Annotated in this window: 28 protein-coding genes; 11 read left to right on the top strand and 17 right to left on the bottom strand. The window is 39.9% G+C overall.

The features are described 5' to 3' along the window. Window positions 1-234 precede the first annotated feature (234 nt). Window positions 235-768, top strand: coding sequence for a flavin reductase (locus ABKW31_RS06300; protein WP_348615427.1), 534 nt, complete (start codon window positions 235-237; stop codon window positions 766-768). Window positions 769-813: 45 nt separating this feature from the next. On the opposite strand, the gene rlmM is transcribed toward ABKW31_RS06300, so the two are convergent. The 3 genes from rlmM to ABKW31_RS06285 are packed head-to-tail and all read right to left on the bottom strand — an operon-like array spanning window position 814 to window position 3205. Further along, on the bottom strand, window positions 814-1887 hold the full coding sequence (gene rlmM / locus ABKW31_RS06295) for a 23S rRNA (cytidine(2498)-2'-O)-methyltransferase RlmM (protein ID WP_348615656.1): 1074 nt from the start codon (window positions 1885-1887) through the stop codon (window positions 814-816). 7 nt (window positions 1888-1894) lie between these two features. Further along, complete coding sequence (locus tag ABKW31_RS06290; RefSeq protein WP_348615426.1) at window positions 1895-2263, bottom strand: DUF423 domain-containing protein; 369 nt, start codon at window positions 2261-2263, stop codon at window positions 1895-1897. A gap of 33 nt (window positions 2264-2296) precedes the next feature. Next, window positions 2297-3205 carry a transcriptional regulator GcvA gene (locus ABKW31_RS06285; RefSeq protein WP_348615425.1) on the bottom strand — a complete coding sequence of 303 codons (909 nt, stop codon included), beginning with the start codon at window positions 3203-3205 and terminating at the stop codon, window positions 2297-2299. 229 nt (window positions 3206-3434) lie between these two features. Here ABKW31_RS06285 and ABKW31_RS06280 point away from each other — a divergent pair, with 229 nt between their 5' ends. Then, a complete protein-coding gene (locus tag ABKW31_RS06280) occupies window positions 3435-3749 on the top strand; it encodes a hypothetical protein (RefSeq protein ID WP_348615424.1) in 315 nt (104 codons plus the stop codon). A gap of 99 nt (window positions 3750-3848) precedes the next feature. Here the strand turns inward: ABKW31_RS06280 and kdsA are convergent, their stop codons facing one another. The 13 genes from kdsA to ABKW31_RS06215 form a co-directional block, all read right to left on the bottom strand. Further along, window positions 3849-4700: a 3-deoxy-8-phosphooctulonate synthase gene (gene kdsA / locus ABKW31_RS06275; RefSeq protein ID WP_348615423.1), complete on the bottom strand. Its 852-nt coding sequence runs from the start codon at window positions 4698-4700 to the stop codon at window positions 3849-3851. 480 nt (window positions 4701-5180) lie between these two features. Then, window positions 5181-5480, bottom strand: a complete 300-nt coding sequence (locus ABKW31_RS06270) for a hypothetical protein (RefSeq protein ID WP_348615422.1) — start codon at window positions 5478-5480, stop codon at window positions 5181-5183. 121 nt (window positions 5481-5601) lie between these two features. Beyond that, window positions 5602-6063, bottom strand: a complete 462-nt coding sequence (locus ABKW31_RS06265; protein WP_348615421.1) for a nuclear transport factor 2 family protein — start codon at window positions 6061-6063, stop codon at window positions 5602-5604. Window positions 6064-6198: 135 nt separating this feature from the next. Next, the gene (locus tag ABKW31_RS06260) at window positions 6199-6609 is read right to left on the bottom strand and encodes a hypothetical protein (RefSeq protein WP_348615420.1); all 411 of its coding nucleotides are present in this window, start codon (window positions 6607-6609) and stop codon (window positions 6199-6201) included. Between the two features lie 99 nt (window positions 6610-6708). After that, window positions 6709-7080, bottom strand: a complete 372-nt coding sequence (locus ABKW31_RS06255) for a DUF4844 domain-containing protein (RefSeq protein WP_348615419.1) — start codon at window positions 7078-7080, stop codon at window positions 6709-6711. 149 nt (window positions 7081-7229) lie between these two features. After that, a complete protein-coding gene (locus ABKW31_RS06250; protein ID WP_348615418.1) occupies window positions 7230-7622 on the bottom strand; it encodes a hypothetical protein in 393 nt (130 codons plus the stop codon). Window positions 7623-7995: 373 nt separating this feature from the next. Further along, entirely contained in the window at window positions 7996-8208 is a 213-nt protein-coding gene (locus tag ABKW31_RS06245) for a hypothetical protein (protein WP_348615417.1), read from the bottom strand. Between the two features lie 41 nt (window positions 8209-8249). Beyond that, window positions 8250-8999: a hypothetical protein gene (locus tag ABKW31_RS06240; RefSeq protein ID WP_348615416.1), complete on the bottom strand. Its 750-nt coding sequence runs from the start codon at window positions 8997-8999 to the stop codon at window positions 8250-8252. Window positions 9000-9106: 107 nt separating this feature from the next. Continuing rightward, entirely contained in the window at window positions 9107-9793 is a 687-nt protein-coding gene (locus ABKW31_RS06235) for a hypothetical protein (protein ID WP_348615415.1), read from the bottom strand. A gap of 966 nt (window positions 9794-10759) precedes the next feature. Continuing rightward, complete coding sequence (locus ABKW31_RS06230) at window positions 10760-11320, bottom strand: cytochrome b/b6 domain-containing protein (RefSeq protein WP_348615414.1); 561 nt, start codon at window positions 11318-11320, stop codon at window positions 10760-10762. A gap of 219 nt (window positions 11321-11539) precedes the next feature. After that, a complete protein-coding gene (locus ABKW31_RS06225) occupies window positions 11540-11992 on the bottom strand; it encodes a hypothetical protein (protein ID WP_348615413.1) in 453 nt (150 codons plus the stop codon). Between the two features lie 104 nt (window positions 11993-12096). After that, entirely contained in the window at window positions 12097-12504 is a 408-nt protein-coding gene (locus tag ABKW31_RS06220; RefSeq protein ID WP_348615412.1) for a DUF302 domain-containing protein, read from the bottom strand. Window positions 12505-12742: 238 nt separating this feature from the next. Next, window positions 12743-13594 carry a PRC-barrel domain-containing protein gene (locus tag ABKW31_RS06215; RefSeq protein ID WP_348615411.1) on the bottom strand — a complete coding sequence of 284 codons (852 nt, stop codon included), beginning with the start codon at window positions 13592-13594 and terminating at the stop codon, window positions 12743-12745. Between the two features lie 181 nt (window positions 13595-13775). On the opposite strand from ABKW31_RS06215, the gene ABKW31_RS06210 reads away from it, so the two are divergent. The 3 genes from ABKW31_RS06210 (at window position 13776) to ABKW31_RS06200 (ending at window position 16742) form a co-directional block, all read left to right on the top strand. Beyond that, window positions 13776-14522 (top strand): Crp/Fnr family transcriptional regulator, encoded by a 747-nt coding sequence (locus tag ABKW31_RS06210; protein WP_348615410.1) that lies wholly within the window; start codon window positions 13776-13778, stop codon window positions 14520-14522. 422 nt (window positions 14523-14944) lie between these two features. Then, the gene (locus ABKW31_RS06205) at window positions 14945-16066 is read left to right on the top strand and encodes a fatty acid desaturase (RefSeq protein ID WP_348615409.1); all 1122 of its coding nucleotides are present in this window, start codon (window positions 14945-14947) and stop codon (window positions 16064-16066) included. A gap of 109 nt (window positions 16067-16175) precedes the next feature. Further along, window positions 16176-16742 (top strand): hypothetical protein, encoded by a 567-nt coding sequence (locus ABKW31_RS06200; RefSeq protein WP_348615408.1) that lies wholly within the window; start codon window positions 16176-16178, stop codon window positions 16740-16742. A 330-nt stretch (window positions 16743-17072) separates the two neighbouring features. Here ABKW31_RS06200 and ABKW31_RS06195 read toward each other — a convergent pair whose 3' ends face one another. After that, on the bottom strand, window positions 17073-17393 hold the full coding sequence (locus ABKW31_RS06195) for a hypothetical protein (protein WP_348615407.1): 321 nt from the start codon (window positions 17391-17393) through the stop codon (window positions 17073-17075). A 545-nt stretch (window positions 17394-17938) separates the two neighbouring features. Here ABKW31_RS06195 and miaB point away from each other — a divergent pair. The 6 genes from miaB to ABKW31_RS06165 all read left to right on the top strand — a co-directional run bounded on the left by miaB (window position 17939) and on the right by ABKW31_RS06165 (window position 23998). Then, window positions 17939-19369, top strand: a complete 1431-nt coding sequence (gene miaB / locus ABKW31_RS06190; RefSeq protein WP_348615406.1) for a tRNA (N6-isopentenyl adenosine(37)-C2)-methylthiotransferase MiaB — start codon at window positions 17939-17941, stop codon at window positions 19367-19369. A gap of 86 nt (window positions 19370-19455) precedes the next feature. Next, the gene (locus ABKW31_RS06185; protein WP_348615405.1) at window positions 19456-20505 is read left to right on the top strand and encodes a PhoH family protein; all 1050 of its coding nucleotides are present in this window, start codon (window positions 19456-19458) and stop codon (window positions 20503-20505) included. Continuing rightward, window positions 20502-21008 (top strand): rRNA maturation RNase YbeY, encoded by a 507-nt coding sequence (gene ybeY, locus ABKW31_RS06180; RefSeq protein ID WP_348615404.1) that lies wholly within the window; start codon window positions 20502-20504, stop codon window positions 21006-21008. Before ABKW31_RS06185 ends, ybeY begins: the two co-directional genes overlap by 4 nt. A gap of 77 nt (window positions 21009-21085) precedes the next feature. Then, on the top strand, window positions 21086-21946 hold the full coding sequence (gene corC, locus ABKW31_RS06175) for a CNNM family magnesium/cobalt transport protein CorC (RefSeq protein WP_348615403.1): 861 nt from the start codon (window positions 21086-21088) through the stop codon (window positions 21944-21946). A 12-nt stretch (window positions 21947-21958) separates the two neighbouring features. Next, complete coding sequence (gene lnt, locus ABKW31_RS06170; RefSeq protein WP_348615655.1) at window positions 21959-23491, top strand: apolipoprotein N-acyltransferase; 1533 nt, start codon at window positions 21959-21961, stop codon at window positions 23489-23491. Continuing rightward, on the top strand, window positions 23492-23998 hold the full coding sequence (locus ABKW31_RS06165) for a GNAT family N-acetyltransferase (RefSeq protein WP_348615402.1): 507 nt from the start codon (window positions 23492-23494) through the stop codon (window positions 23996-23998). It abuts the gene before it with no gap. The last annotated feature ends 32 nt before the right edge of the window (window positions 23999-24030 follow it).

Raw genomic sequence — 24030 nt, 5'->3', positions numbered from 1 at the left:
GCGATAAGACGGATAATCACGCCAGTATTCTCAGTATTGCCCTACAAACAAGCCCCTTAAAGCTGATAATGTAAAATTAAGCTGTAAGTTCAAGGCTAAGCATGAAAAAATCAGCAGCATATTGCAAAAGGAGTCTAGTGCGACTGTTGTGATCAAATAAGTATCCTCATTACGTATCATCGTGGGGATTAGAAAACCTATAAAAAGCAGCCATTTTTGCAGTAAGGAGCCAAGATGCCAATTAGTGGAACATGTACCGAAAGCGCTGACCCAACATTAAACTGTGTGTCTCCCGAAGCGTTTCGTAATGGTATGGCGGGTTTCCCCGGAACAGTCAATATTGTCACCACCAAGGGTGAAGAAGGCATGGCTGGGTTTACAGCCACAGCAGTGTGCAGTGTCAGTGATAACCCACCGACTCTATTGGTGTGTTTGAATCGCGGCACCTCGGTTTACCAAGTATTTAATAAAAGTCAGTGCTTAGCGATCAATACCTTAGATCAGGGTCAAGAGGCTATATCTAACTTATTTGGTGGTAAGGCGACGATGGATGAGCGATTCGCCAGCGCACAATGGGATACATTGAGCACAGGTGCTCCCGCACTTGTTGGTGCAGCTGTTACTTTTGACTGTATCATTACAGAGCGCTTAAGCGTGGCTACTCACGACGTATTTTTCTGTCAAGTAGTCGATATTAAACAACAACAAGACGCCGGTGCATTGTTATATCACCAACGTCAATATCGTCAGTTAACATCGACAAAATAACAAAAAAGGGCTTGAAGGCCCTTTTTTGTATGTGAGAGATAATACTTACTTAGTTATCAAGCGCAAATGCACTGTCACTTCTTCTCTGTTGTGATACAGATGCTTAATTTGTAACTGGTAGGGCCCAGCCTGTTGAGCATGTATTTCATTGGCAATGATAGCCAACGATTCTTGCACCGATTCATAGCGTTTTTTCATGGGTAACTTTAGATTAAACATCGCCTCTTTACAGCGCCCACTGGCCACCCATTGCGCCATTAATTTAGCCACTTTTTGCGGCTGTTCTATCATGTCGCAGACTAACCAATAAATGTTATTTTTTTTAGGCTTAAATTTAAAACCATCTTCCGGACAATAGGTTACCAAACCGCTATCCATTAGGGCTTGATCCATGGCTCCATTATCAACCGCTTCAACAAACATGCTGCGCCGAACCAACTGATAGGTCCAGCCCCCTGGACAAGCCCCCAAGTCTACCGCATGCAAACTGCCCCGCAGCCGGTCTTCGTGCTCAGATTTTGGAATAAATGTTTGAAAGGCTTCGTCTAGTTTTAAGGTTGAACGACTTGGAGCATCATGAGGAAATTTCAGGCGTAATATCCCCAGAGGCAAAGGTGAATTATTATTGCTATAAGAATAACCAATGTAAGCAGCGTCGGTAGCGGTAAAAAATACATGCAACACCGGTTTACTGGCATTTTCTTTGTGAGTTAATTTATTGGTTTTACGCAGTTGTTGGCGCAAGGGTACGCTGATTTTGCGACAAAACTTTGATAATTCACGCCCTTCAGAGGTATCTGCATATTCTACTCTGAGATCACCACATAAGGGGAAATTCGCGCTTGTAGCGAGCAAGGGACTTAAGCGGTCACTCACATCCATCCCTTCGATTAACTGACTTGTAGCAAACATTTGACGAGCAAAAATAAGCTGCGAAAAATTAAGCTCTTTGGCTAATTTGTCTGCTTCTTCGGGCTGATAACATTGGAAAACCACATACCCAGAATCGGCTATTAATTTCACATAACCAAAGACATTAAGCTGACTCGCTTTATCTTGAACCTCTGCGGCTAAATCTTTTTCAAAACCACTGCGGCAATAAAACAACAATCCCAGCATATTTTTATTATCCATTTTTAACTACCGCGATGGCTAACAATAGCCATGCAAGAATAAAACATAGGCCACCGAGCGGCGTAATAGGGCCAAACCACTTAAACTGACTTAGGGCTAATGCATATAAACTGCCGCTAAACAACACTATGCCGGCCAACATAAACGCGCCACTCCAAAGCATTAGTCCATGCGGTTGTTGGCGATACAACAGTACAATCAGCACTAAACCCAAACTATGATAAAACTGATATTGCACGCCTGTTTGAAAAGTAACTAACATAGCTTCACTTATCCGAGACTTGAGACCGTGAGCAGCAAACGCGCCCAACATGACACTCAACATGGCACTTAATGCTGCGGTAACTAAATAAAACTGCATAAACCGTCCTCTCCTATGCCAATCGAAAAAATACTAAATAAACTCTTCGTCTTGTTGATCATCTTCTACCTGTTGAATAAGCCATTGTCTAAATGCGGCGATTTTACCCAACTCTGCTTGTGATTGATGACAGACAAAATAATACGCATTATTGGTAATTTGTTTTTCTTCAAAAGGACAAACTAAGCGACCCGACTCTACTTCTGGTCGTGCAAGTACACTATGCCCTAAGGCTATACCTTGTCCTAATGCAGCGGCTTGCAATACTAACATGGAGTGACTAAATATCGGCCCATGATTCACATTCACACCAAGCACATTAAATTGTCGTAACCAGCCTTTCCATGCATCTCGAGAAGAATCATGCAACAAAACATGATGGCGCAGGTCATCTAATTTCGTTAAGGGCTTATTGCCTTGAAACAACAAAGGAGAACACATCGGAGTTAAGTACTCGGTGTGCAGTTTATCAGCCACTACCCCTGACCACTTTCCCTTACCATAATAAATCGCGACATCGACATCATCACTTAAAAACCCTTCATCAAAATCAACCGCTTTTATTCGCACATCAATATCTGGGTTCTGTTGACTAAAGCGGCTAATTCTTGGTACCAACCATTGAATAGCAAAACTTGGCGGTAAGGCGACCGTCAGGGCACCTTTTGCTCCCTTAGCTAACAAACGCTCTGTAGCATCTTGGATACTGCGAAAAATATCTTTTAAATCCAAATAATAACTTTGCCCCTCTTCTGTCAATAATAATGAACGATTGCGACGTAAAAATAATTTCATCGATAAAAAATCTTCCAATGCTTTAACTTGATGACTCACAGCTGCTTGAGTGACAAATAATTCATCAGCTGCGCGGGTAAAACTCAAGTGTCGCGCAGCGGCCTCAAAGGTTTTGAGTGAATTTAAGGGAGGGAGTCGGCGATTCATGGCTCAATGTCAATTCATAAGATATAGACCCAGTCTACACCATTAGTTTTTCTAATGCACACCCATACTAAATGTCATTTTATTAAATTAATTAACCTGTATATAATTTACCCAATAAATAAAATTTATCTATTTAAAACAATAAGTAACACCAACACTATCTTTTACATAAATAGTACAAAAAACTAACAAAATGTTTTTTTAACATTAAATATATAAGGGCAAATTAATGAAAATTCGATTTTTAAACATAAAACTTAGCACTATCGCGGTTTTATCTGCATATTTATTCAGTCAAGTGGCGCACGCTTCAATGACAAAAGACGTTAACAATAGCCATACTCAAACTCAACAAGTACACATCGTCGATGAAATCTCGATTGGTTTTGCTGAATTACTAGCAGATCTGGGCGTAACTGATGTTAAACCTCAAGCCCACAGACAGCTTAGACACAGTATCACCGAAGAACACGCAGCTGACGCCCTAAAACAAGCCACTGATCAACTGCCAACATACAAGTTTAAAGTCATTATTACTGAATAAGGTGTTTTGTCCTTATTAAAGCTATTTATATTGATTACATTTGCTCTGCGCACCCGAATGGGTGCGCTAACGTTTATTTAAACGACTGATAATAGCTCGTTATTGAGCACTGGTGTCTAAGGGGGCAAAGCTTTTAACTAATTGATCTAAGGCTAACATTTGCTCCAGATAGGCGTGTAATTTATCCAGTTTTAAGGCGCAAGGGCCATCACACTTGGCTTGATTAGGCTCGGGGTGGGCTTCAATAAATAAACCCGCTAAACCCAAGGCCATGCCACTACGTGCTAACTGAGCAGCCTGCGCTCGACGACCATCAGCAGAATCTTGTCTACCGCCGGGTTTTTGTAAAGCATGTGTGGCGTCAAAAATAACCGGCGCGTAAGCCTTCATTTCATCCATGCCCAACATATCTACGACCAAGTTGTTATAACCAAAACACGAGCCACGTTCACACAGTATAATCTTATCGTTACCCGCTTCATGAAACTTTGTAATGATGTGGCGCATTTCATGGGCTGCTAAAAATTGCGGTTTCTTAACATTTATAACGGCTTGCGTTTTAGCCATAGCCACGACTAAATCAGTCTGACGGGCTAAAAATGCCGGTAATTGGATCACATCAACAACTTCAGCCACAGGCGCGGCCTGATGTGTTTCGTGCACGTCGGTGATTAGCGGTACATTAAAGGTTTTTTTAATTTCTTCAAAAATCTTCAGCCCCTCATCCATACCTGGGCCACGATAAGAATTAACTGACGATCGATTAGCCTTATCAAACGAGGCCTTAAATACAAAAGGTATACCCAGTTTAGTGGTGACTTCTTTGTAGTATTCAGCAATGTGCATCGCCATATCTCGCGACTCAAGTACATTCATACCGCCAAAGAGCACAAACGGCTTGTCATTAGCGACTTGTATATCACCAATGGTAATAGTGTGTAAGTTTTGCATTATTAAAGTTCTAAGCAGAAAAATAGAACATAAGCATATCAAGCCGTGGCAACCTTGGGTATATCAATTACAAGTAAAAAGCCTAGCTAAGGGGCTAACTTGATCAAGCTACTCAAGTTAAACTCTGCTTAATGAATATCGAAGAAGTTTTATTTTATTAATATAAATCATTTAGTTAAGCTAAATTCAGCAAGAGATTAATATTTAGGTATGCTGAACTAAACTCGCACCCAAGCAGTTTTAACAGCAAAAACTGGAAAGAAAAAACAAAGGATAATACTGAACCTAAGCAATGCATCGACTCTTTGCCTAATTAGAGTATACAAATGTCGTACTTATGGGCACAAACGTAAAAATTTGAGCAGGGATGTTATCGGTTTTTCCAAACAACTTTTAGAATAATTTCATAGTGATCCTAAAAATTAAATTCAAGACCCAGCGCGCTGTTTTCGGCCATTTTGGGCAACTTGTATGGTTTACCTACCACGGAACACCATTAAGCTCAGCAAACACACCGAATAGCAACATCACAGCAAAAGGTGTCGAAGTCGCTAATTTTAGTTTGGTTGAGTGAGTGCGCCATTTAACCAATAAAGTAATAATGTAGGGAACAAAGAGCAATGCACTGTAAAAAACCATAAATGCAAGGATATATAACTCTTCATGCCGTAAATCTGCTTCTGGAAAGGAAACATATCGATAGGATGAATAAAGAGCAAAAAGCATTAATGGCAAAACCAAAACACTCATAATAATTAGTAAAAACTTTGAACCTTGCACAAAATCTCTCAGTAAATCTAATGCTTAATTAACAGGCAAAAAATTATGGGCTAAAACAAGTACGAAGTGACAAAAAAGCCCATTGTTTTTTGTCTTTATTGACTGGCTTGTTAAATTTAAACTAATTCACATATTCTGTTAATTCAATATGCTTAGGTATGTTTTCAGGTTTGATACGAGTCGAATGCAACAATTGTATTTTCCACTTATCCTCATCTTTTATCATTACTGCACTTTCCAACCAAGCCACTGAGTTATTAGTATCACCATTACTAATAGTTGCCTTATTCCAATAGCTAACCCATGCAACTTGTCCACTGATCTTAGTATTAATTACATTGAAGTAATTTCGTCTTTTATATTCAGATGGATTAATAACGTTGATCAGATCATCAATATCCCAATCCTCACCGGCTTCCAATAATTGAAAGTCTGTAGTTACCAAACTTTTCATTTTTGCATGATCAAATGCAGACATAGCTGCAAATAAATCCTGAACCGGCTTGAAAGGGTTATCATTTCCGAACGTAGTTGAACTTACTGTTAATGATATAAAAATTAATAATAGCTTTAATTTATGCATATTTTTGAATTCTCCATTTAAATACAACGCTCGCCGATGGTAAGATTATGAGTGTTTTGGCCGCTCGCGGCCAGCGAATAATTGTCCCTTTAGACCTTGCTGGGCACTCGTATCAGTCTCTTGTTAGCTATTAAACTACTGAATATTCAATTCACTTTCTTTAATAAGCCCAACAGCAGAGATTTTCCCTTCATCAGAGCTCGATGCATATGCTACAAAGTTAGATTTAATAGACCAAGTATCAATACCCAATGAGCGAACTTCTTTTTCTCTAAATTCCTGTAAATGTGATGCATCACAAGCCAATAAGCTTACCTTTGGTATTTCTCCTGTTCGATCTTCCCACCATTTTTGGAAATCGGCAATTACAAGTTCCGGTTTATCAGAATGAATAGCAAGAGTTGAAGCAAAGTTTAATTCATCCAACGAAATTTCTTCATCTTCACTTTTCCCCTCAAACCCTTCTTGCATTAATAACAATGACTCGGGATCGGCAATACCTTCAGGATAATTCTCAACAGTAAATAAATAGAGATTACAGCTCACGACTTTCCTTGATAGCTAAAGATTTTTATAAATGGCGCGCGCTTTTTTCCGCGCCCAGTGAAGGCCGCCTTTTGGCCGTAACAAAATTTAATAAACTCGTTAGTGTGAACTTGGATCGAAACCATAACGCCACTCATTTAACCTACCGTCTGAAGATTCTATTTTATAGATATCCATGATTTCTTCCATATAGGATAAACCACGATCCATTTCTTCAGAGTCCATTTTAGCGAGTTGCGTTGCCGCGACTTTTAAGATTGACCAAAACTCTTTTTTAGAAAATTTATCCGATGGCGACTCTATGAATTTAACTAATGCTGAATTTATTATATTTTCAGCTGCAATTCGTGTTAGCTCGTCAGGTGTTCCAGAGTAAAATAAAGCTCTATCTTCAATGAATTTTTTCTGCGATTTAAGTTCTTGAAGAGCCTCTTTGACATCACTTCCATTTGATAGCATTTTACTTTCCATTTCATTGCAGCCTTGAATTATGAATAAGGCTAATAGGATTATCACAAGTTTCATTTGTTCACACTAACACTTTGAATATGGGGATTTTAGGAGCGCGTTAGCCGTAGACCAGCGAGTAAAATTCCCAGTGAATTTACGAACGACATTATTCATTCGTTAGTTGGCTGCCGCACGTAAGCTAAATAATAAAATATAGTAAAACATGATATTGCATTGCTAAACACAATAATTCTTGGCGATTGATGATCAAACGATAAATAGCCAATAGTTACCACTAATATAAGCATTACTAATGCAGTAGCTGGACCCGAAAAACTGAATTTTTGAGAGATATACACAAATGGCATTACAATCACAATAATTACCAAAGCGCCAAATGGATAAATGATTCCTAGAACGCTAAACCAGTCGCTAGCAGATGAGAATGAAGCCCCAGTAAATACCAAATGATATGCAGCATTTAAAAATGAAGATAGTAAAACACCTAGACCGAATGCGATCCAAACAGACTGAAACGGATGCTTTAGATTTCCCTTGAACATTATGATGCCTACTAACAGTTAAATGATGCGGCCCCAAAGAACCGCATATTAATTTTTATACATACATTGCCAAAATAAACAAAATTACTGGGAATAACACGAACATAATGAACCTTTGTTTTTGAACTTTACGCTTTGCACTTGATACGAGAATTGAACACGCTAGGGTTGATTAAAATAAGCAACCAAACCCAACAAGAAAATTACGTTGTATGCTCCCAAACATCCCAATATAGATATAAGGTGTGGTAGCTAAACCCACTAACCATTTATTTGAAAAGTTCATTATGGATAACTCATCCAGTATGTATAATGCCCGCATTTTCGGCTGGTTTGGAGCGCAGTGGAAAACCAGTCCGACAACTTGCGCTTGTTAAGAGGCATTGGCTCGCTCTGCCTCGTCTAATGTCTTTATGGCAAACTCACCCCTTTCAGATACAGCGCGTGAGTTATCAGAAGCGAAACGTTCGGCAAACACTCTGGCTTTTATACCTAGATTGCCTAACTCTCTTATTAGAATCTCTGCTGAAACACGCCTAACGATTGATGAACGATCTTCAGATGATCTTTTTAGTAAGTCTATCAATGGAGTTTCAATTTCTAACCTCCGCTCGCCAACGATAGGTTTTACCTGCCTTCACAATACCTAATATCAGTCCACACCCATTTTCGACCTTCGATCCATGTAACCCGCCCTTCAAATAAGCTGCGGTATGCCTTAGCTCGAACCGAAGGCTGGATAGCGGATTTAGCTATTTCTTCAATTTGCCCATCAAGTACCGGAGTGCGGCCAAGCTGAGAAAAGATTGCTGGCATAGGCCCTGAAGCAGACAAAATTAATTTAGACCGAAGGGACTTTGCTATCTCTTTTTCACAGATAATTTTCAGTAGAACCTCTTTATCTGCTTCTTCTATCCTACCCCATGAGTTCCAATTGGAAAGCGCGACGCATAATGCCTCTACTACATATTCAGGATCAGTAGAACTTACTATCTCAGGGAGCTTTTCCCTAGCTGCTTTACGAACTTGGGGAACCCAATCGTTGAGTCTACGAACTGTAAGAGAAAAAAAGAAAGTATTCGGCGCAGCCCCACATAGGGCACGAAGTGCTTTTTCACGTTTGTAACCATCCCAGCTCATAAGATCAAGCCAAGTTACTAATTCCTTGGATTTTGACCACACCTTCCACTTAGGGTGAATAGATTCCTTTAAAGCTGAAGAAAATTCTGAACGAATAATTCGTTCCCAGTAGTCAAAACTCGAAAAAGGCAACTGAGACGTAACGTCAATTAGTTCAGACATATCAGCGACTACTTTGCTACCTGAGTTTATAGAAATAGTAAAAGTTCTCACTGCTGAAATAATTTTATCTTCCATAATCTGTGATTGTTGCACCTACTATTTTTGCCTCTTCACGCTAACGCCCCAAGCAGGGGATTTTGTAAGTGTTTTTCAGCGAGTAAAATTCCCGCTGACTTGGCTTGTTAGCTTTCATTACACCACTTTTCCCACTCAGTAAAAAGTGTTGTTACAGCTTCTGCTATCTCCTTACGCAAATGCATATCCTGAGCCTGAACTTCATACTCATAATAGATTGTTTTATATTCAACGGTTTGTCTACAGCTGTAACTACCTGCTGATTCTAAACAGCTACCTATATACCAATCGTCAGGGAGTTTTGTTTCGGGTTTCTGCTGTGGCGGGTATTTTACAAGGTGCCACATAAATAGAGGTTTATGATATTTGTAAACCCTTGTTAATGGGAGAATATTGTCTTTTTCAATAAAAACACTTTCGCTTTCAGAATAGATATTCCAAGCCGAACTTGCCATGCCATTCGGATTACCTATTTGAGATTTTGCATAAGCTAAGCCAGTTAAAGAATGTTCAAAATTAACATTGTGAATATTTATATGACTTATTGTGTAATCAGGTACTTTCTTCTTTATCTCAGAAGCTGGAATGTAAATTAAATCTTGCCCATCTGAACTATCAAGTTGATCAGATATGGTTGCCAAAATAGCACTCAAAAATGAAGTGTCTGGAGAGTAGCTTGCCGGATAACAAATTAAAGTTTTATCAAGTTTTACTTTTCTCAGCCCTTCGCCATAACTTAGATGACAAAATCCTAGGAGAATAATAATAACCGCACTATTTAAAATTTTACTCATAACTTCCTTGAAAGCTAACGCTTATTAACGAGCATTTCGCATTTGTCACTGCTCGGTTTGATTATTTTTTTAGTCATTTTCAGTGATTACCTTCTGATTCTATTATGTATTTCATGCTTTAACTCGACCTTTATTGATACATTCGAAAACAACAAAAGGAGCCTGATAGGGTCACACTGTCTTTAAAGAGACTTTTTAGTCTTCCTATTAAAAACCATGAGCAAAATATTTTCCATAATTAAATTAATAACTTAGCTATTTTAGGAAAAACAAAGTGAGACTTATTAAAATATCTAAGAGGAATTGAAATTGAGGATTTTAACAAAATCAAATTTTATTAGTTTTTATACACAGTGAATTCAAGTGGGGATAATTGGGTGATGCGATTTATTCGGATTCCGCTTTAGCACAGAGCTGCCGTAGAGAATTCCAATACTATATTTTCGCTTTAAAGCTCTTAATAGTCAGTCACAATGATAGAGCTAACGGCGCTTATGAGCTTGAACCAGCCTATCAGCTTGAGTAAGTTGTCACTGATTTTACGCAAAATGAGTGTTTCAATGTAAATAATTACGTTTGACCGTTTTCTCCTAATTCGACTCAAATGACAAATTAAAGGGATCACCGCATGCAGTCGGCAATCGAGCTAACAGGATACCTATTCTGTATAAATAAGCATTGTCATAAGTGGAATGCGAAACAATACTTGGTGTGGCACAGACCACCATTATCGATTGCCAAGGTTTGAATTGCGCCATGTAATGCGGCGCCAATGCGCAGTTCCACAAACGGCTTAGAATACCTAATCTGTCTTGTTTGGCATAATCATGGCGCGCTCAAAAAGAGAGTATTGGACTACTAACACTTCGATACTGACAATAGGTTTAGCGGATTGACAAGCCCTGAGTGGAGGGAAACATTCTTTTGGCATGGCTCAAGTCTAGAAATCTGCTACTTAAAGCAAGACTACTCTTGTCTTTTATCAGATTTTTTTGGCACAAAAAGCATAAATTTAGCTAATGTTCGTTTGAATAACACCAAGTAACAAACATGTAATACGACAAATATGAGTAACAAGTTAGCGAAAAATTCATGCAAATCTTCAAGCCCTTCACCATATGAATCTTCTGTTTGGCCCTCATCATTTTCTGCATGTTTGTCATCATCTGCGTAAGCCATAGACACCACATTTACATTTGCCAAACCAATTGCCCCACCTTTGTCCATTGCGATGCCTGTTGCGACAGTCGCTAATAAGTTCAAAGCGATACCCAACATAAATATTTTGGTAACAGCGGGATGAGTGAATACATTTGATAACTTCAAGCCGTCGAATAAAGGATAAAAGCGCATCAAACCCACATTGGGATTGCCACTTAAGGCCCAGATCAAGCGCAGAGTAATCACTATTGCAACAGCATAACCGAGCCACGAATGGACAATACCCAACTCACCTGTCAGGTACGCTAGAATGGCTAACACAGCAAGTGCTGCATGATAGAGCCGAATTCGATGCATGATGTTCATAGTAGCCACTTAAATAAAGTTGATGGGATATAAACTATCCGATAGTTCGATAAGTAACTTGATATGCATCAATCTATGCCTGTTTGAACACAATAATGATGAAAACAAGCACTTATTGCCTCCTCCTTGAAAAAACTCATCAGCAACAATATGTTTAAAATCATGGTAATCAAGCGCTATCTTGATACCTGATTTTCAGTCTAATCTAGATAGTTAAATTTAATTGACCTGATGCAATTGTTTGGGTTTCATTTCTTGTTGAGCAGAATGAGTTATCATTTGGTCCATCAATATTTGCATCATATCGACGCGCCCTTCCATCTTTTTCATTCTTTCAATCATCGGCATTTCGCGGTTATTATCTTCTTCTTTATCCATTGGCATAAACTTACGCATAGCGTGCATGTGTTCCTGCATTTTTTTCATATGCTCTGCCATTAACACTTGACGTGTTTCCACATTCTCTTCGTTGACAATGTCTTGCATAACGGCAGACATTTCACGCATTTTGCCTTGCTTATTCATTGCCCCCTCAGTCGCCATCATTTCTCGATGCTCCATCATACCTTGGGTGTTTGAGTGAGTGGTTACAGTTAAGCCCTCAACAGGAGACGATACGGCAGAGAAGGATATAAAACTGCTCAGTAACATAATATTTAAATACGTTTTCATAATTGATTCCTTTTGGAAAATTCAGATAGTCTATTTATCTAACCCAATGTATTTTTGTGTTTGATAAACTAAAAAGTGGCGGTTGTTGGACTGTTAGCAAACAACTATTTTTGCACCAAATCATCATCATGCAGTCGTTTTGATACCTTCAATAGTAATGTTTTTACTTCTTTAGCCAAGGCATGTACTTGCGGATTGTCAACTAATTGCAAAACCGCTTCTGGATCCATAAAGGCAATTGTAATGATGCCATCGGCTTCCTCTCGCACCACAACGTTACAGGGTAAAAGTAACCCTATGTCTGGTTCAGCCTGAATTGCACGATAGGCCAGTGGCGGATTACATGCCCCAAGAATACGGTAAGGCTTCAGCCTGACATTGAGCTTAGTCTTTAAAGTAGCTTGGATATCGATATCGGTAAGTACACCAAAACCTTCACTGCCTAGTGCTTGAATTACTTTTTCAATCACTGTATTGAAAGGTAGATCTAACTGAGTACTAAAAGCATACATATTTAAACTCCTGTTACAGCTAGTTCTGTGAACTAAGCTGCTTGGCTTATGTCATCTCGCTCACAAGTCGTCACACTAATGAGTGTAAAAATGACGCCTGTTAAAATTAAAATTTCACTGTTAATTAAGCTAACACTTCAACCCAGTAAATAAGGGGCTTCGCTGCAGCCTGTATATAACATAATGGGTTTATAGGGATTTATCTGTGCGTCAGCAGACACAACAAAAAGGTTTCAGGCTATTTTAAGTTAATGGTTATGTTGTGTTGAGGTCTGCCACTCGCTTCATTTTGCCAATAGCCGTGAAATCCATAATGTTTGTAAATATCTTCTTCCCTACTACGATCAAGTTTTTCGCTCGAATTATAAGCCGGCGCACTTTGTATCTCGCCGCGAGTATGTTTAACGATTACCGTTGAATCAGACCATTGCACTTCACTAAACCACTGAGGGGAAATTAATACTTGATGGCCAAACCACCAATCGCTGGTCTGCACAATCACATAACGAATGGCAAATGTTTGTTCATCAACTAAAAAATCTGCAATGTGACCGATATCTTCATCAGCGCCTTTCACCTTATATCCCTTTACTTTTTCCCAACTGCGCAAATGTGGATCGTCATTTTGAGCTATTGAATATGCTTTTGCTGCTACTGCATTTGGTTGAGGATCTCTTTTGCTGTTTGCTGACATTAAGCCAGCTGGGTAAAGCCCTTCTCCCCACAAACCATTCCCTCCCCAATAAATGGGATAACCATAATAAGCGAAATACTTAATTTCCTGCTGACGTGACACTGGTCTGTGCACACCGATACCGGGGCAATTATTAATTTGCTCTTGACTCAAGTTAGTCTGAATTGTTTTATTCTTCCAATCTGGCGCAGTCAATGCGACAGGCGATATAAGTGCTTTGCGTCTGATTAACCAGTTACTGGTATCAAACTCAAGATAGCGAATAACCCAGTCTTCATCATCAAAATAAAAATCATTAATCTTGCCCAAGTCACCATCGGTAGACTTGATCTGACATGTGTATAAATCATCAGTCGTGCGTAATATGGTTGATCTCCAAATTGGGATGTAAAACAAAATTGTCGCTTTATACTAGCAAACCTTACTTTGCGCCTCTGTTCGGTATCAAACATAAATTCAGAAAAACAACTCAGTGCTCTATCGCACAGACTCAAGCTTAGGATTAGTTCAAGGTAAATCACATAACGGAAAACAAGCATTTTTCTTTGAATGTGCACATTCGTTTTTGGAGAGTCAAGTGTCTGCAGTGAAGCCCTTATTTATTACTAATCACCTGTTAAATTCTTTGTCAAAACCAGACCATGAATGGTTTTTGAGTCATAGCACCACTATTCACTTAGAGTTTGGTGAGGTGCTTTATAATGCAGATGATGAAATGAAATATGTATATTTCCCTTTAAGTGGATTTATTTCATTATTGGTGGATATTGTGGATGCCCCCTCTATAGAAATGGGCCTGGTTGGTAATGAGGGCATGTTAGGTGCCACATTGGCTTTGGGTAACAATCATGTGCCAATGCAATCAATTGTTCAAGGTTCAGGGAGCGCCCTAAGGATGGATGCAGAGGTGTTTGATCAGCGTTTAGAAACCAATGCGCCATTACGACAGTTAATTCATAGTTATCTGTATGTCGTTTCGCTGCAGCTAGCGCAAATTGGTGCTTGTAACTGTTTTCACGAAATACAGCAGCGATTGGTACGCTGGTTGTTAATGAGTCATGATCGCGCTCATTCTAATCAATTTTATTTAACCCACGAATTTTTAGCAAAGATGTTGGGAGTGCGCCGCAGCTCAATCACAATCGCTGCCGGTGTATTGCAGCAACAAGGGCTAATAACTTACAGCCGTGGGCAAATTAACATATTGTCTAGAGAAGGTTTAGAAAGCGCGTCTTGCAGTTGTTATGGAGCTGCAATTGATGTGTATGACAAAAATATTGCCAAACCAAGCGAACAAACAAAATCAATCAACCCATTCAACTGAATTAAGATAGATAAACAATTGAAACAAGACTTATCTAAAGCCTAATTTAATACCTTTTGGCTATCCAAATTTGGAAAAATAATATGTAGAACACTCAACGCCCTTTTGCGTATTTAAGCCCTAATTTCAACCGCTAGAAACCTGCTTATGTTCGGTAACGCACCGATAAAAGCATCGGTTTGTGTAAAATAATAATCTTCTAAATTAACAAGCCTATCTGCTATCAGTAACTTACTGTTTTCGTGCTACCTATAAACATTTTGTTATCTGATGTTTAGAGACACTTAATTTATGACCTTGGGAGCTAATACAAACCAACCGTGCTTTTTTGTTTTTAACATTTAATCTATTCAACACTAATCACGCATTAGCGTACACAAATATGCTGACCTATTTAAACCTATTATTGGAATCTCAATTAAATGAAAAAACCTCCAATTATTTGGCTGACTACCTTGCTCTTATCTCTTACATTTTTTGGTGCCTTAATATTAATTCCTTGGCGTGGATTGACTCACGGCTTTGATGGCATTGAATGGCTTGCCTTTGTAGTTTTCTCTTACACAAGTGGTCTTTCGATTACAGCGGGATACCATCGATTATGGTCACATAAAACCTATAAAGCGCACCCCCTTATCCGTTTTTTATATGCTTTAGGCGGCGCTTTGGCATTACAGAATAGCGCATTACATTGGTGTAGCGACCACCGAGTTCACCATAGATATGTGGATAACAATGATAAAGACCCCTATTCAGCTAAGAAAGGCTTTTGGTATAGCCACATAGGCTGGATGTTACGTGAGTATCATGCCAGTAGTTATAGTGACTACAATAACGTGCGTGACTTGCAAAAAGACCCCATCGTTATGTGGCAACACAAACACTACTTAGCGTTAGTGATAGTGATGAATATTTTCTTACCTGCTTTTTTGGGTTGGTTAAATGGCGATATAATATCAATGCTGCTCATGGCTGGACTATTGCGTTTAGTAGTCGTTCATCATTGCACGTTTTTTATAAACTCATTAGCTCATATCTGGGGTAATCAACCCTATACTGATAAAAATTCAGCAAGAGACAATGCCTTTATTGCACTACTAACCTACGGCGAGGGCTACCATAACTTTCATCACGTATTCGAAAATGATTACCGCAATGGCATCAAATGGTGGAATTACGACCCAACAAAATGGCTAATTAAACTGATGAGTTTGATTCACTTAACCAGTGACTTACGCAAAGTGCCAGAACAACGAATTGAAAGTGAACGTTTAAAAATGCAACTTTCTCGGGCCCAACAACAAGTTGCTCACTTACCTAACTGCACAGAGATAATGAACAGAATCGAGATACAGCATAAGCTGATGAAAAATAAGTTACTAGAGTATTTTGAGGCCAAAAAGAGCCTACTAGAAGCAAAACATAAAAAACATACTGTTCAAAAACTGCAACAACATGTTCAATTGTTACGTAAGCAATTTGTTGAACAACAACGTCATTGGAAAGACATTACCGCTGCTTATGGGTTAATGCTTACGAATTAAAAATCGGGATGTAAAAGGTCTCGTCAATTCTTAGCTTATACATGTGTAAATAGACAAACGGCGTAATCACCTTATCTTTCAATACGACATACGGTCTAGGAGGAATACCATGACATCCAGACTAACGATATTGTTAGCACTTTGGGGCTCAACAATCCAACGCGTTGCTGAGATGACTCTACTTGCGATACTAACGCTATTTGGAACAACTGCTATCGCAGGCGATGGACCATGGCCGTCGTTTATGGCGACGACGCTGAGCGGAGAAAAAGTTGACAGCGACAAACTGATAGGTCAACCGACATTGCTCATACTTACCCCGTCTAGTAATGCCGCAAAATCAACGCGAGAGTGGGTTAATACTTTGCGAACAAACATAGACCAAAGTAAATATCGGGTTCGCGATGTACTGGCCGTCGATTTACCATTCTTTATGTCTGAAGAAGACGCTATTGGTCGGGCCAAGGAAAAAGTTCCGAAGCACTACCACGATCAAACTTGGATTCTGAACTCGCAGATTATGGAAGAAGCACTGGGTGTGCCCTCCGATAGCGAAGAGGCCGTCATTGTTGTGCTGGATAAGAACGGTGATCTGGTATCGCAGGTTCACGGAAAAGTGACGACGACGCGAATGAGTAAGATCTTCCACGCTTTACAAACTCTTTCTACCGACTAAATACCTTTTGGGCTGAATGATTCAGCAGGTAGCACCGTTACCCATATCACTCTCCTTATAAGAAAGAGCGTCCCACAAAGCAGGAAACTCAATAATTAATTCGACTGAAAGAAATTTGAACAATCTTAGTTGACGTCAAACAATTAAATAACAGCGATGTTATTCATAAAATAAGGAGTCTTAATAAGACAGATTTGGCATTTGTGAGATTGAGGTATTAATCACGTGCGTGGTTGCTCGAGTAGATTTGAGCTTAGTCCGAAATTGAGATTTTAAAAGCTAACAATGGGTGTCTACTTAATTTTTGAATTAATTTACATATCGAATTATTCAAGTATTTTTTAATAGTGCTGAGACAAACTTCTCTACAATTCCATCCCTTCCCTTGACGCCATCAAACTCTTTCAACATGAATTCTTCTACCTCATCAAATCCACCGAATAAGTCAAATATGTAGTTTTTGTCTTCTAGATAAAATAAAAAATAAGTAACGTCTTGATCTAAACGAATGGCCCAGTTGCCAGATAAGCCAATTAAAACGTAATCCTTGGTAAATCTAAAATTATGAAGTAAATAAGCATAGATCAACGTAAAAAAACACGTCGCTTCAGAATTATATTGACATAACACAATACAAATACCTAAGTTCACTTTAAATATCCCGACTAGGGCTAAAAATCATTGATTTTCGTCTACGTTAGTAATGCTACAAGGTGATTGGTTTTAGCGAGCGCCAACGCAGAACGCTCTGGAATCAGTCGCGTTTAATCCGGCTCTGTGTTTCCAGACCGCTCGTTTTGCGGCTGTCAGATTCACAAATAAACTACACCTAGTGATATCATGCCGACTAAGTCGCTCGGTAGTTAAGGCCTATGTATATTGCCGAGCTATATTGCCCCCCCTACTTTTAGCCCAAATAGTGATGAGGTAATCGCATGCCCAGAAGCGATTAATATCCAAAATTCAACTTATTTACACATAAAGCAACACTTAACTGTGCTTTAAAGTGGCGGAGCGCGTAAATAACCCGTAAAATATGGGGTTCGTTTTCGACCTAGATTTCCGTGTGTTTAGCACCCGTGTTTTAGGGACAACAGATTGACTTGATGGTTATGTTTTGAAGCTCAAGACTCCTAGTCTCATTACTTTGACGAACAGCCATCACATTATATTGCGCAAAGGTACCTAAATTTAGTATGACTAAGAAGCTTTTTATCAAAACCTGGGGCTGCCAAATGAACGAGTATGACTCGGACAAAATGGCCCACCTACTCGATTCAACACATGGTTATCAATTGGCTGAAACAGCTGAAGAAGCCGATGTCATTCTACTTAATACCTGTTCAATCCGAGAAAAAGCCCAAGAAAAAGTTTTTCATCAACTGGGGCGTTGGAAGAATCTAAAGAAGGCTAAACCTGAGCTTATTATCGGTGTGGGTGGCTGTGTAGCATCTCAAGAAGGTGAAGTAATTCGCCAACGCGCACCTTTTGTCGATTTGGTCTTCGGTCCGCAAACACTGCATCGCTTGCCTGAAATGATTAATCAAATCAAAGGTGGTAGTAGATCAGTTATTGATATCAGCTTTCCAGAAATTGAAAAGTTTGATCGTCTGCCTGAACCTCGTGCTGACGGCCCAACAGCCTTTGTGTCGATCATGGAAGGCTGTTCAAAATATTGTACCTTTTGCGTAGTACCTTATACCCGCGGCGAAGAAGTGAGTCGCCCGGTTGATGATGTATTATTAGAAATAGCCCAGCTCGCGGCACAAGGTGTCAGAGAAGTGAATCTATTGGGACAAAACGTCAATGCCTTTAGAGGTCCCAATTTTGACGGCAGTATTTGTACCTTTGCCGAATTATTAGAATTAGTTGCATCGATCAATGGCATCGACCGTTTACGCTATACCACATCCCACCCGGTTGAGTTTACTGACGACATTATCGAAGCCTATGCGCAGATCCCTGAATTAGTTGATCATTTGCATCTACCGGTGCAATCTGGCTCAGATCGCATATTGACCATGATGAAACGTGGACATACTGCGATTGAATATAAATCTAAAATTCGCAGACTCAGAAAAATTCGCCCAAATTTAAGCATGTCGTCTGACTTTATTATTGGTTTCCCCGGTGAAACCGATGAGGACTTCACAGCTACTATGGATCTCATCCAAGCGATGAACTTCGATCTTAGCTTTAGCTTTATTTACAGCGCTCGTCCAGGTACTCCGGCAGCTGACTTACCCGATGATGTCACTGAAGAAGCCAAAAAATTACGTCTACAAATTTTACAACAACGCATTAATCAACAAGCCCTGCGTATTGCGCAAGGCATGTTAGGCACCGAGCAACGTATCTTAGTAGAAGGTCCGTCTAAGAAAAATCCAATGGAACTGACAGGCAGAACTGAAAATAACCGCGTGGTTAATTTTGAGGGACAACCTAGCATGATCGGTAAATTTGTTGACGTTAACATTACCAGTGTATTTGCCAATTCATTGCGCGGTGATGTATTACGTACCGAAGCCGAAATGGGCTTACGCAATAGCATTGCGCCCCAAGCAATACTGGCCAAACAAAGCCCAATTGCTAACGAGTTGGGTGTCAACCAATTCGTACCTATCTAAGTGTTGGGTCGCTAGCGAAAGCTAATTTTCACTAGCGACCGTACATCATTACATTCTAGCTACCACAGTCTACTGAGAGCCTTATATTGACTAAATTAGTAAGTGAACAAATTTATTTAGAACCTTCTGAGCATAAACGAATAGCCAGTTTATGCGGTCCGTTTGATGACAACATTAAGCAACTAGAGCGACGGTTAGGGGTGGAAATAACCTACCGTAACAATGAGTTCAAAGTGCTGGGACCAGCGTCGCAGGTGCAAAATACCCTGAGTTTACTGAAAAACCTTTATATCGAAACACAAACTGTAAAAGGCATTGTGCCAGATTTAGATCCAGGAAAAGTACATTTGGCGATTCAACAAGCCAAAATTATAGAACAGACTGATCCTGCGCAAAGTGTAAAGTATGGTAAAGACATTACTATCACAACCAAACGTGGTGTCATCAAACCTCGCAACCCCAACCAAAACCAATATGTAGCTAATATCGTTAATCATGATATTACTTTTGGTGTAGGACCGGCAGGAACAGGTAAAACCTATTTAGCCGTTGCCTGTGCGGTTGATGCCTTAGAACGCCAAGAGGTTCGTCGAATTTTACTGACTCGTCCTGCAGTAGAAGCAGGTGAAAAGCTCGGTTTTTTACCTGGCGATTTATCGCAAAAAGTCGATCCCTATCTACGTCCCTTGTATGACGCTTTATTTGAAATGTTGGGCTTTGAAAAAGTTGAAAAACTGCTTGAACGCAATGTAATAGAAGTGGCTCCGCTAGCCTATATGCGTGGACGTACCTTAAATGATGCTTTTATCATCTTAGACGAAAGTCAAAATACTACGGTTGAACAGATGAAAATGTTTCTTACCCGTATTGGTTTTAACTCTCAAGCGGTGATAACTGGCGATATTACTCAAGTAGATCTTCCGCGAGGCGTGCGCTCCGGTTTGCGCCACGCTATTGAGGTGCTTAAAGATGTTAACGAGATATCTTTTAACTTCTTTAGTGCCGGTGATGTTGTGCGCCATCCTGTTGTCGCCAGTATTGTGATGGCCTACGAGGAACATGAGCGCCAAAAAGAACTAGAAAAAGCGCAAAAACAAGCTCTTGCTAATCAGGCTATGGATACCACTAACGAATGACCGCCCTTGTCGATTTACAAATTGCCACAAAGTTTACAGACCTTCCAGACGAAGCAACGTTTACTCTATGGTTAGAGCAGGTGTTATTAGAGCTTGGTATTCAAGACAAAGAAATGACTATTCGCTTAGTCGACGAGGCAGAAAGCCAACAACTAAATTATCAGTATCGCAGTAAAAATGCCCCAACCAATGTATTGTCTTTCCCTTTTGAAATGCCAGACCTTGGTGCATTTGCCCAAGAAAGTGACTCGTCAGACCTAAATGTTATAGATACTGAATTCGGTCTACTTGGTGATTTAGTTATTTGTGCGCCGATTATTACTCTTGAGGCACAACAACAAAATAAAATTTTAGCTCATCATTGGGCGCACATGGTTGTACATGGTACCTTGCATTTATTGGGCTACGACCATATAAACGATACCGAAGCTGAGCACATGGAAGGCTTGGAGCGGAAGATATTGCAACAATTAGACATTGACGACCCTTATCAAGATCATTGAAGATAGCAGTCGTTACAACAACAAGGTGAATTAAACAGTTCGATTCACCAAAGTAGAACTAACATAATTACGAGAAAATGAGCGAAGATAATCCCCCATCTAGTAGCGGTTCTGCCAATAAAGGCTGGCTTGATAAAATTGTCCAGTCGTTCGCGACAGAACCGAAAAGCAAACAAGATCTTGTAACCGTTATTCAAGAATCTGAACAAAGCGGTGTTATTAATCCTGAAACCCGCGAGATGATCGAAGGTGTTATGGAAGTAAGTGATCTGCGGGTTCGAGATATTATGATCCCCAGAGCACAAATGATGACCATCGATATTGATGAAACGGTCGAAGAGTTTATTCCTGCTATTTTGGAATCCGCCCACTCTCGTTTTCCCGTTATCAGTGAAGACAAAGATCATATTGAAGGTATTCTGCTTGCAAAGGATCTACTGGCTTATGCCTTTGACCCGAGCAAAACACTCTCATTAAGAAATATTCTTCGCCCTGCCGTAATAGTGCCAGAAAGCAAACGAGTTGATGTATTACTCAAAGAGTTTCGCCAAAAACGTTATCATATGGCGATTGTTGTTGACGAATACGGCGGTGTTTCTGGTTTAGTCACCATTGAAGATATTCTCGAATTAATCGTTGGTGAAATCGAAGATGAACACGACGATGATGAAAAAGAATCGGACGATATCAAAACACTGAACAAACATACTTATTCGGTCAAAGCCTTAACTCAATTAGAAGATTTTAATAAATTTTTTAATACCAAATTTGATGAAGAAGACGCTGATACTATCGGTGGCATTGTTTTGCGTGCTTTTGGCCACATGCCTGCAAGAGATGAAGAAGTCACTATCAATAATATCTCGTTTAAAGTCACTAACTCGGATAAAAGACGCCTCGTTCAGTTAAAAGTGACGATGCCCGATACGGAAGAATAAACCCTGCAATCGATTCGCTTGTTTTATCCCTATGCCGCTGCCTTATTATTGGGCGGCTTACTTACCTTGGGTTATGCACCTTTTTCACAATGGTGGGTAGTTCTCGCCAGTCTTTCAGGCTTCGTTTATTTACTGTCTAAATCACCTTTAAAGCAGGTTTTTAAGCTGAGCTTTGCCTTCGGTTTAGCTTGGTTTGGCGTAGGTATTAGTTGGGTACATGTCAGTATTGCTGACTTCGGTGGCATTCCTTTAATTGGCTCTGTGGCTATCATGTTGGTCTTGTGTAGTTATTTAGCTTTATTTCCGGCCACCGCATTTTGGACGCTGCATCGCTATTTCCCCCAGCGTTTATGGCCTTTAGCCCTGCCCTTCATTTGGCTTTTAATTGAATGGTTACGCTCATGGTTGTTGACGGGATTTCCCTGGTTATCGCTAGGTTACAGTCAGTTATCAGGTCCCTTGCGTGGCTGGATGCCAATCATCGGCGAAATTGGTGTGAGTGCATTTGTGGTGCTTATTGCCGGTGTTATTGCCTGTTGGTTGCCCCTCAAAACGAAAGCCTTTGCCAGCCTGCTGCTCATTGCGGTCATCTTAATCAGTGGTTTTGCTTTAGATAAATACGACTGGGTAAAACCAACTGGAAACTCGGTTAAAATTGCCATGGTACAAGGTAATATTCCACAGGCGTTGCGTTGGACCCCAGAGCAAGATTTGCCTACTATGCAGAAATATAAAAATATGACTGAAGACCATTGGGACGCAGATGTCATTATCTGGCCCGAAGCTGCCGTGCCTAAACTAGAGCCCGTTGCAGCTGATTATTTGCATCAAATGGATAAGTTGGCGATTGAGCACCAAACTGGATTAATCACCGGTATCGTAAATTACAATTTTGAAACCCGAGAAGCCTTTAACAACTTAATTGGTTTGGGTTTAAAAGATGCGGTTGAATTGCCTGATTTAACTCAGCCACTTAGTCAATATTATTATGGACACGATAACCGTTATGCTAAGCATCATTTGCTGCCCATCGGTGAGTTTATCCCTTTTGAAAATTGGCTAAGAGGCTTAGCGCCTATTTTTGACCTGCCCATGTCGTCCTTTACTCGTGGCGACTATCAACAACAAAATATTCAAGCCAAAGGTCATTACTTTGCGCCAGCGCTGTGTTTTGAAATTGCTTTTCCAAGCCAAATAGCCAGTAATTTATATGCCAATACTGATTTTATTATTACCGTCAGTAATGATGCGTGGTTTGGCCATTCTCATGGCCCTGCCCAACATTTAGAAATCGCTCAAGTACGAGCAAAAGAGTTTGGTTTACCGGTGCTAAGAGCTACGAATAATGGTATTACCGCTTTTATCGACCAACGTGGTGATATACAAAGTCGTCTTGCGCAGTTTGAGTCCGCAGTATTAGTCGACCACATTCAACTTGTCTCAGGCAAAACGCCATACAGAAAACTCGGAGATTTGCCTATTTGGTTATGTGCAATATTGAGTTTTGTAACGGCCCTTTATTTTACAAAACGCTCGAGGACTTAAATGCTGCAGCAACTTACGTCAAATCCTAGCTTTATTATTCGCCCTACCGGCCAAGATGATGTTGAATTAATTCTGCAATTCATCTGTGAGTTAGCTGATTATGAAGGACTTTTGCATGAAGTAGTCACTGATGCTGAGACACTAAAAGACAATTTGTTTGGTGAAACTCCCCATGCCAGAGCCGTCATTGGTGAATTTAACGGTAACCCAGTGGCCTTTGCCTTATATTTTCATAATTTTTCAACTTTTACCGGTAAGCCTGGTATTTATTTAGAAGACTTATATGTCAGGCCCGAAGTTCGAGGTCAGGGTTTTGGTAAATTAATGCTGGCCTATCTAGCTAAACTCGCTATTGACAAGGGCTGCGCCCGCTTGGAATGGTGGGTATTAGATTGGAATAAACCGGCTATTGATTTTTATCATTCATTAGGGGCTAAAGCGATGGACGAATGGACAGTAAATCGAGTGAGTGGTGAAGACTTAAACGCCCTAGCTAAGCAACTATAAAAAATATTTTGAAATAGATAAAACCGCCAGTA

It is taken from the genome of Paraglaciecola sp. 25GB23A, from assembly GCF_040012495.1.
GTDB lineage: Bacteria > Pseudomonadota > Gammaproteobacteria > Enterobacterales > Alteromonadaceae > Paraglaciecola.
This window is presented reverse-complemented; position numbering and strand designations above follow the sequence as displayed.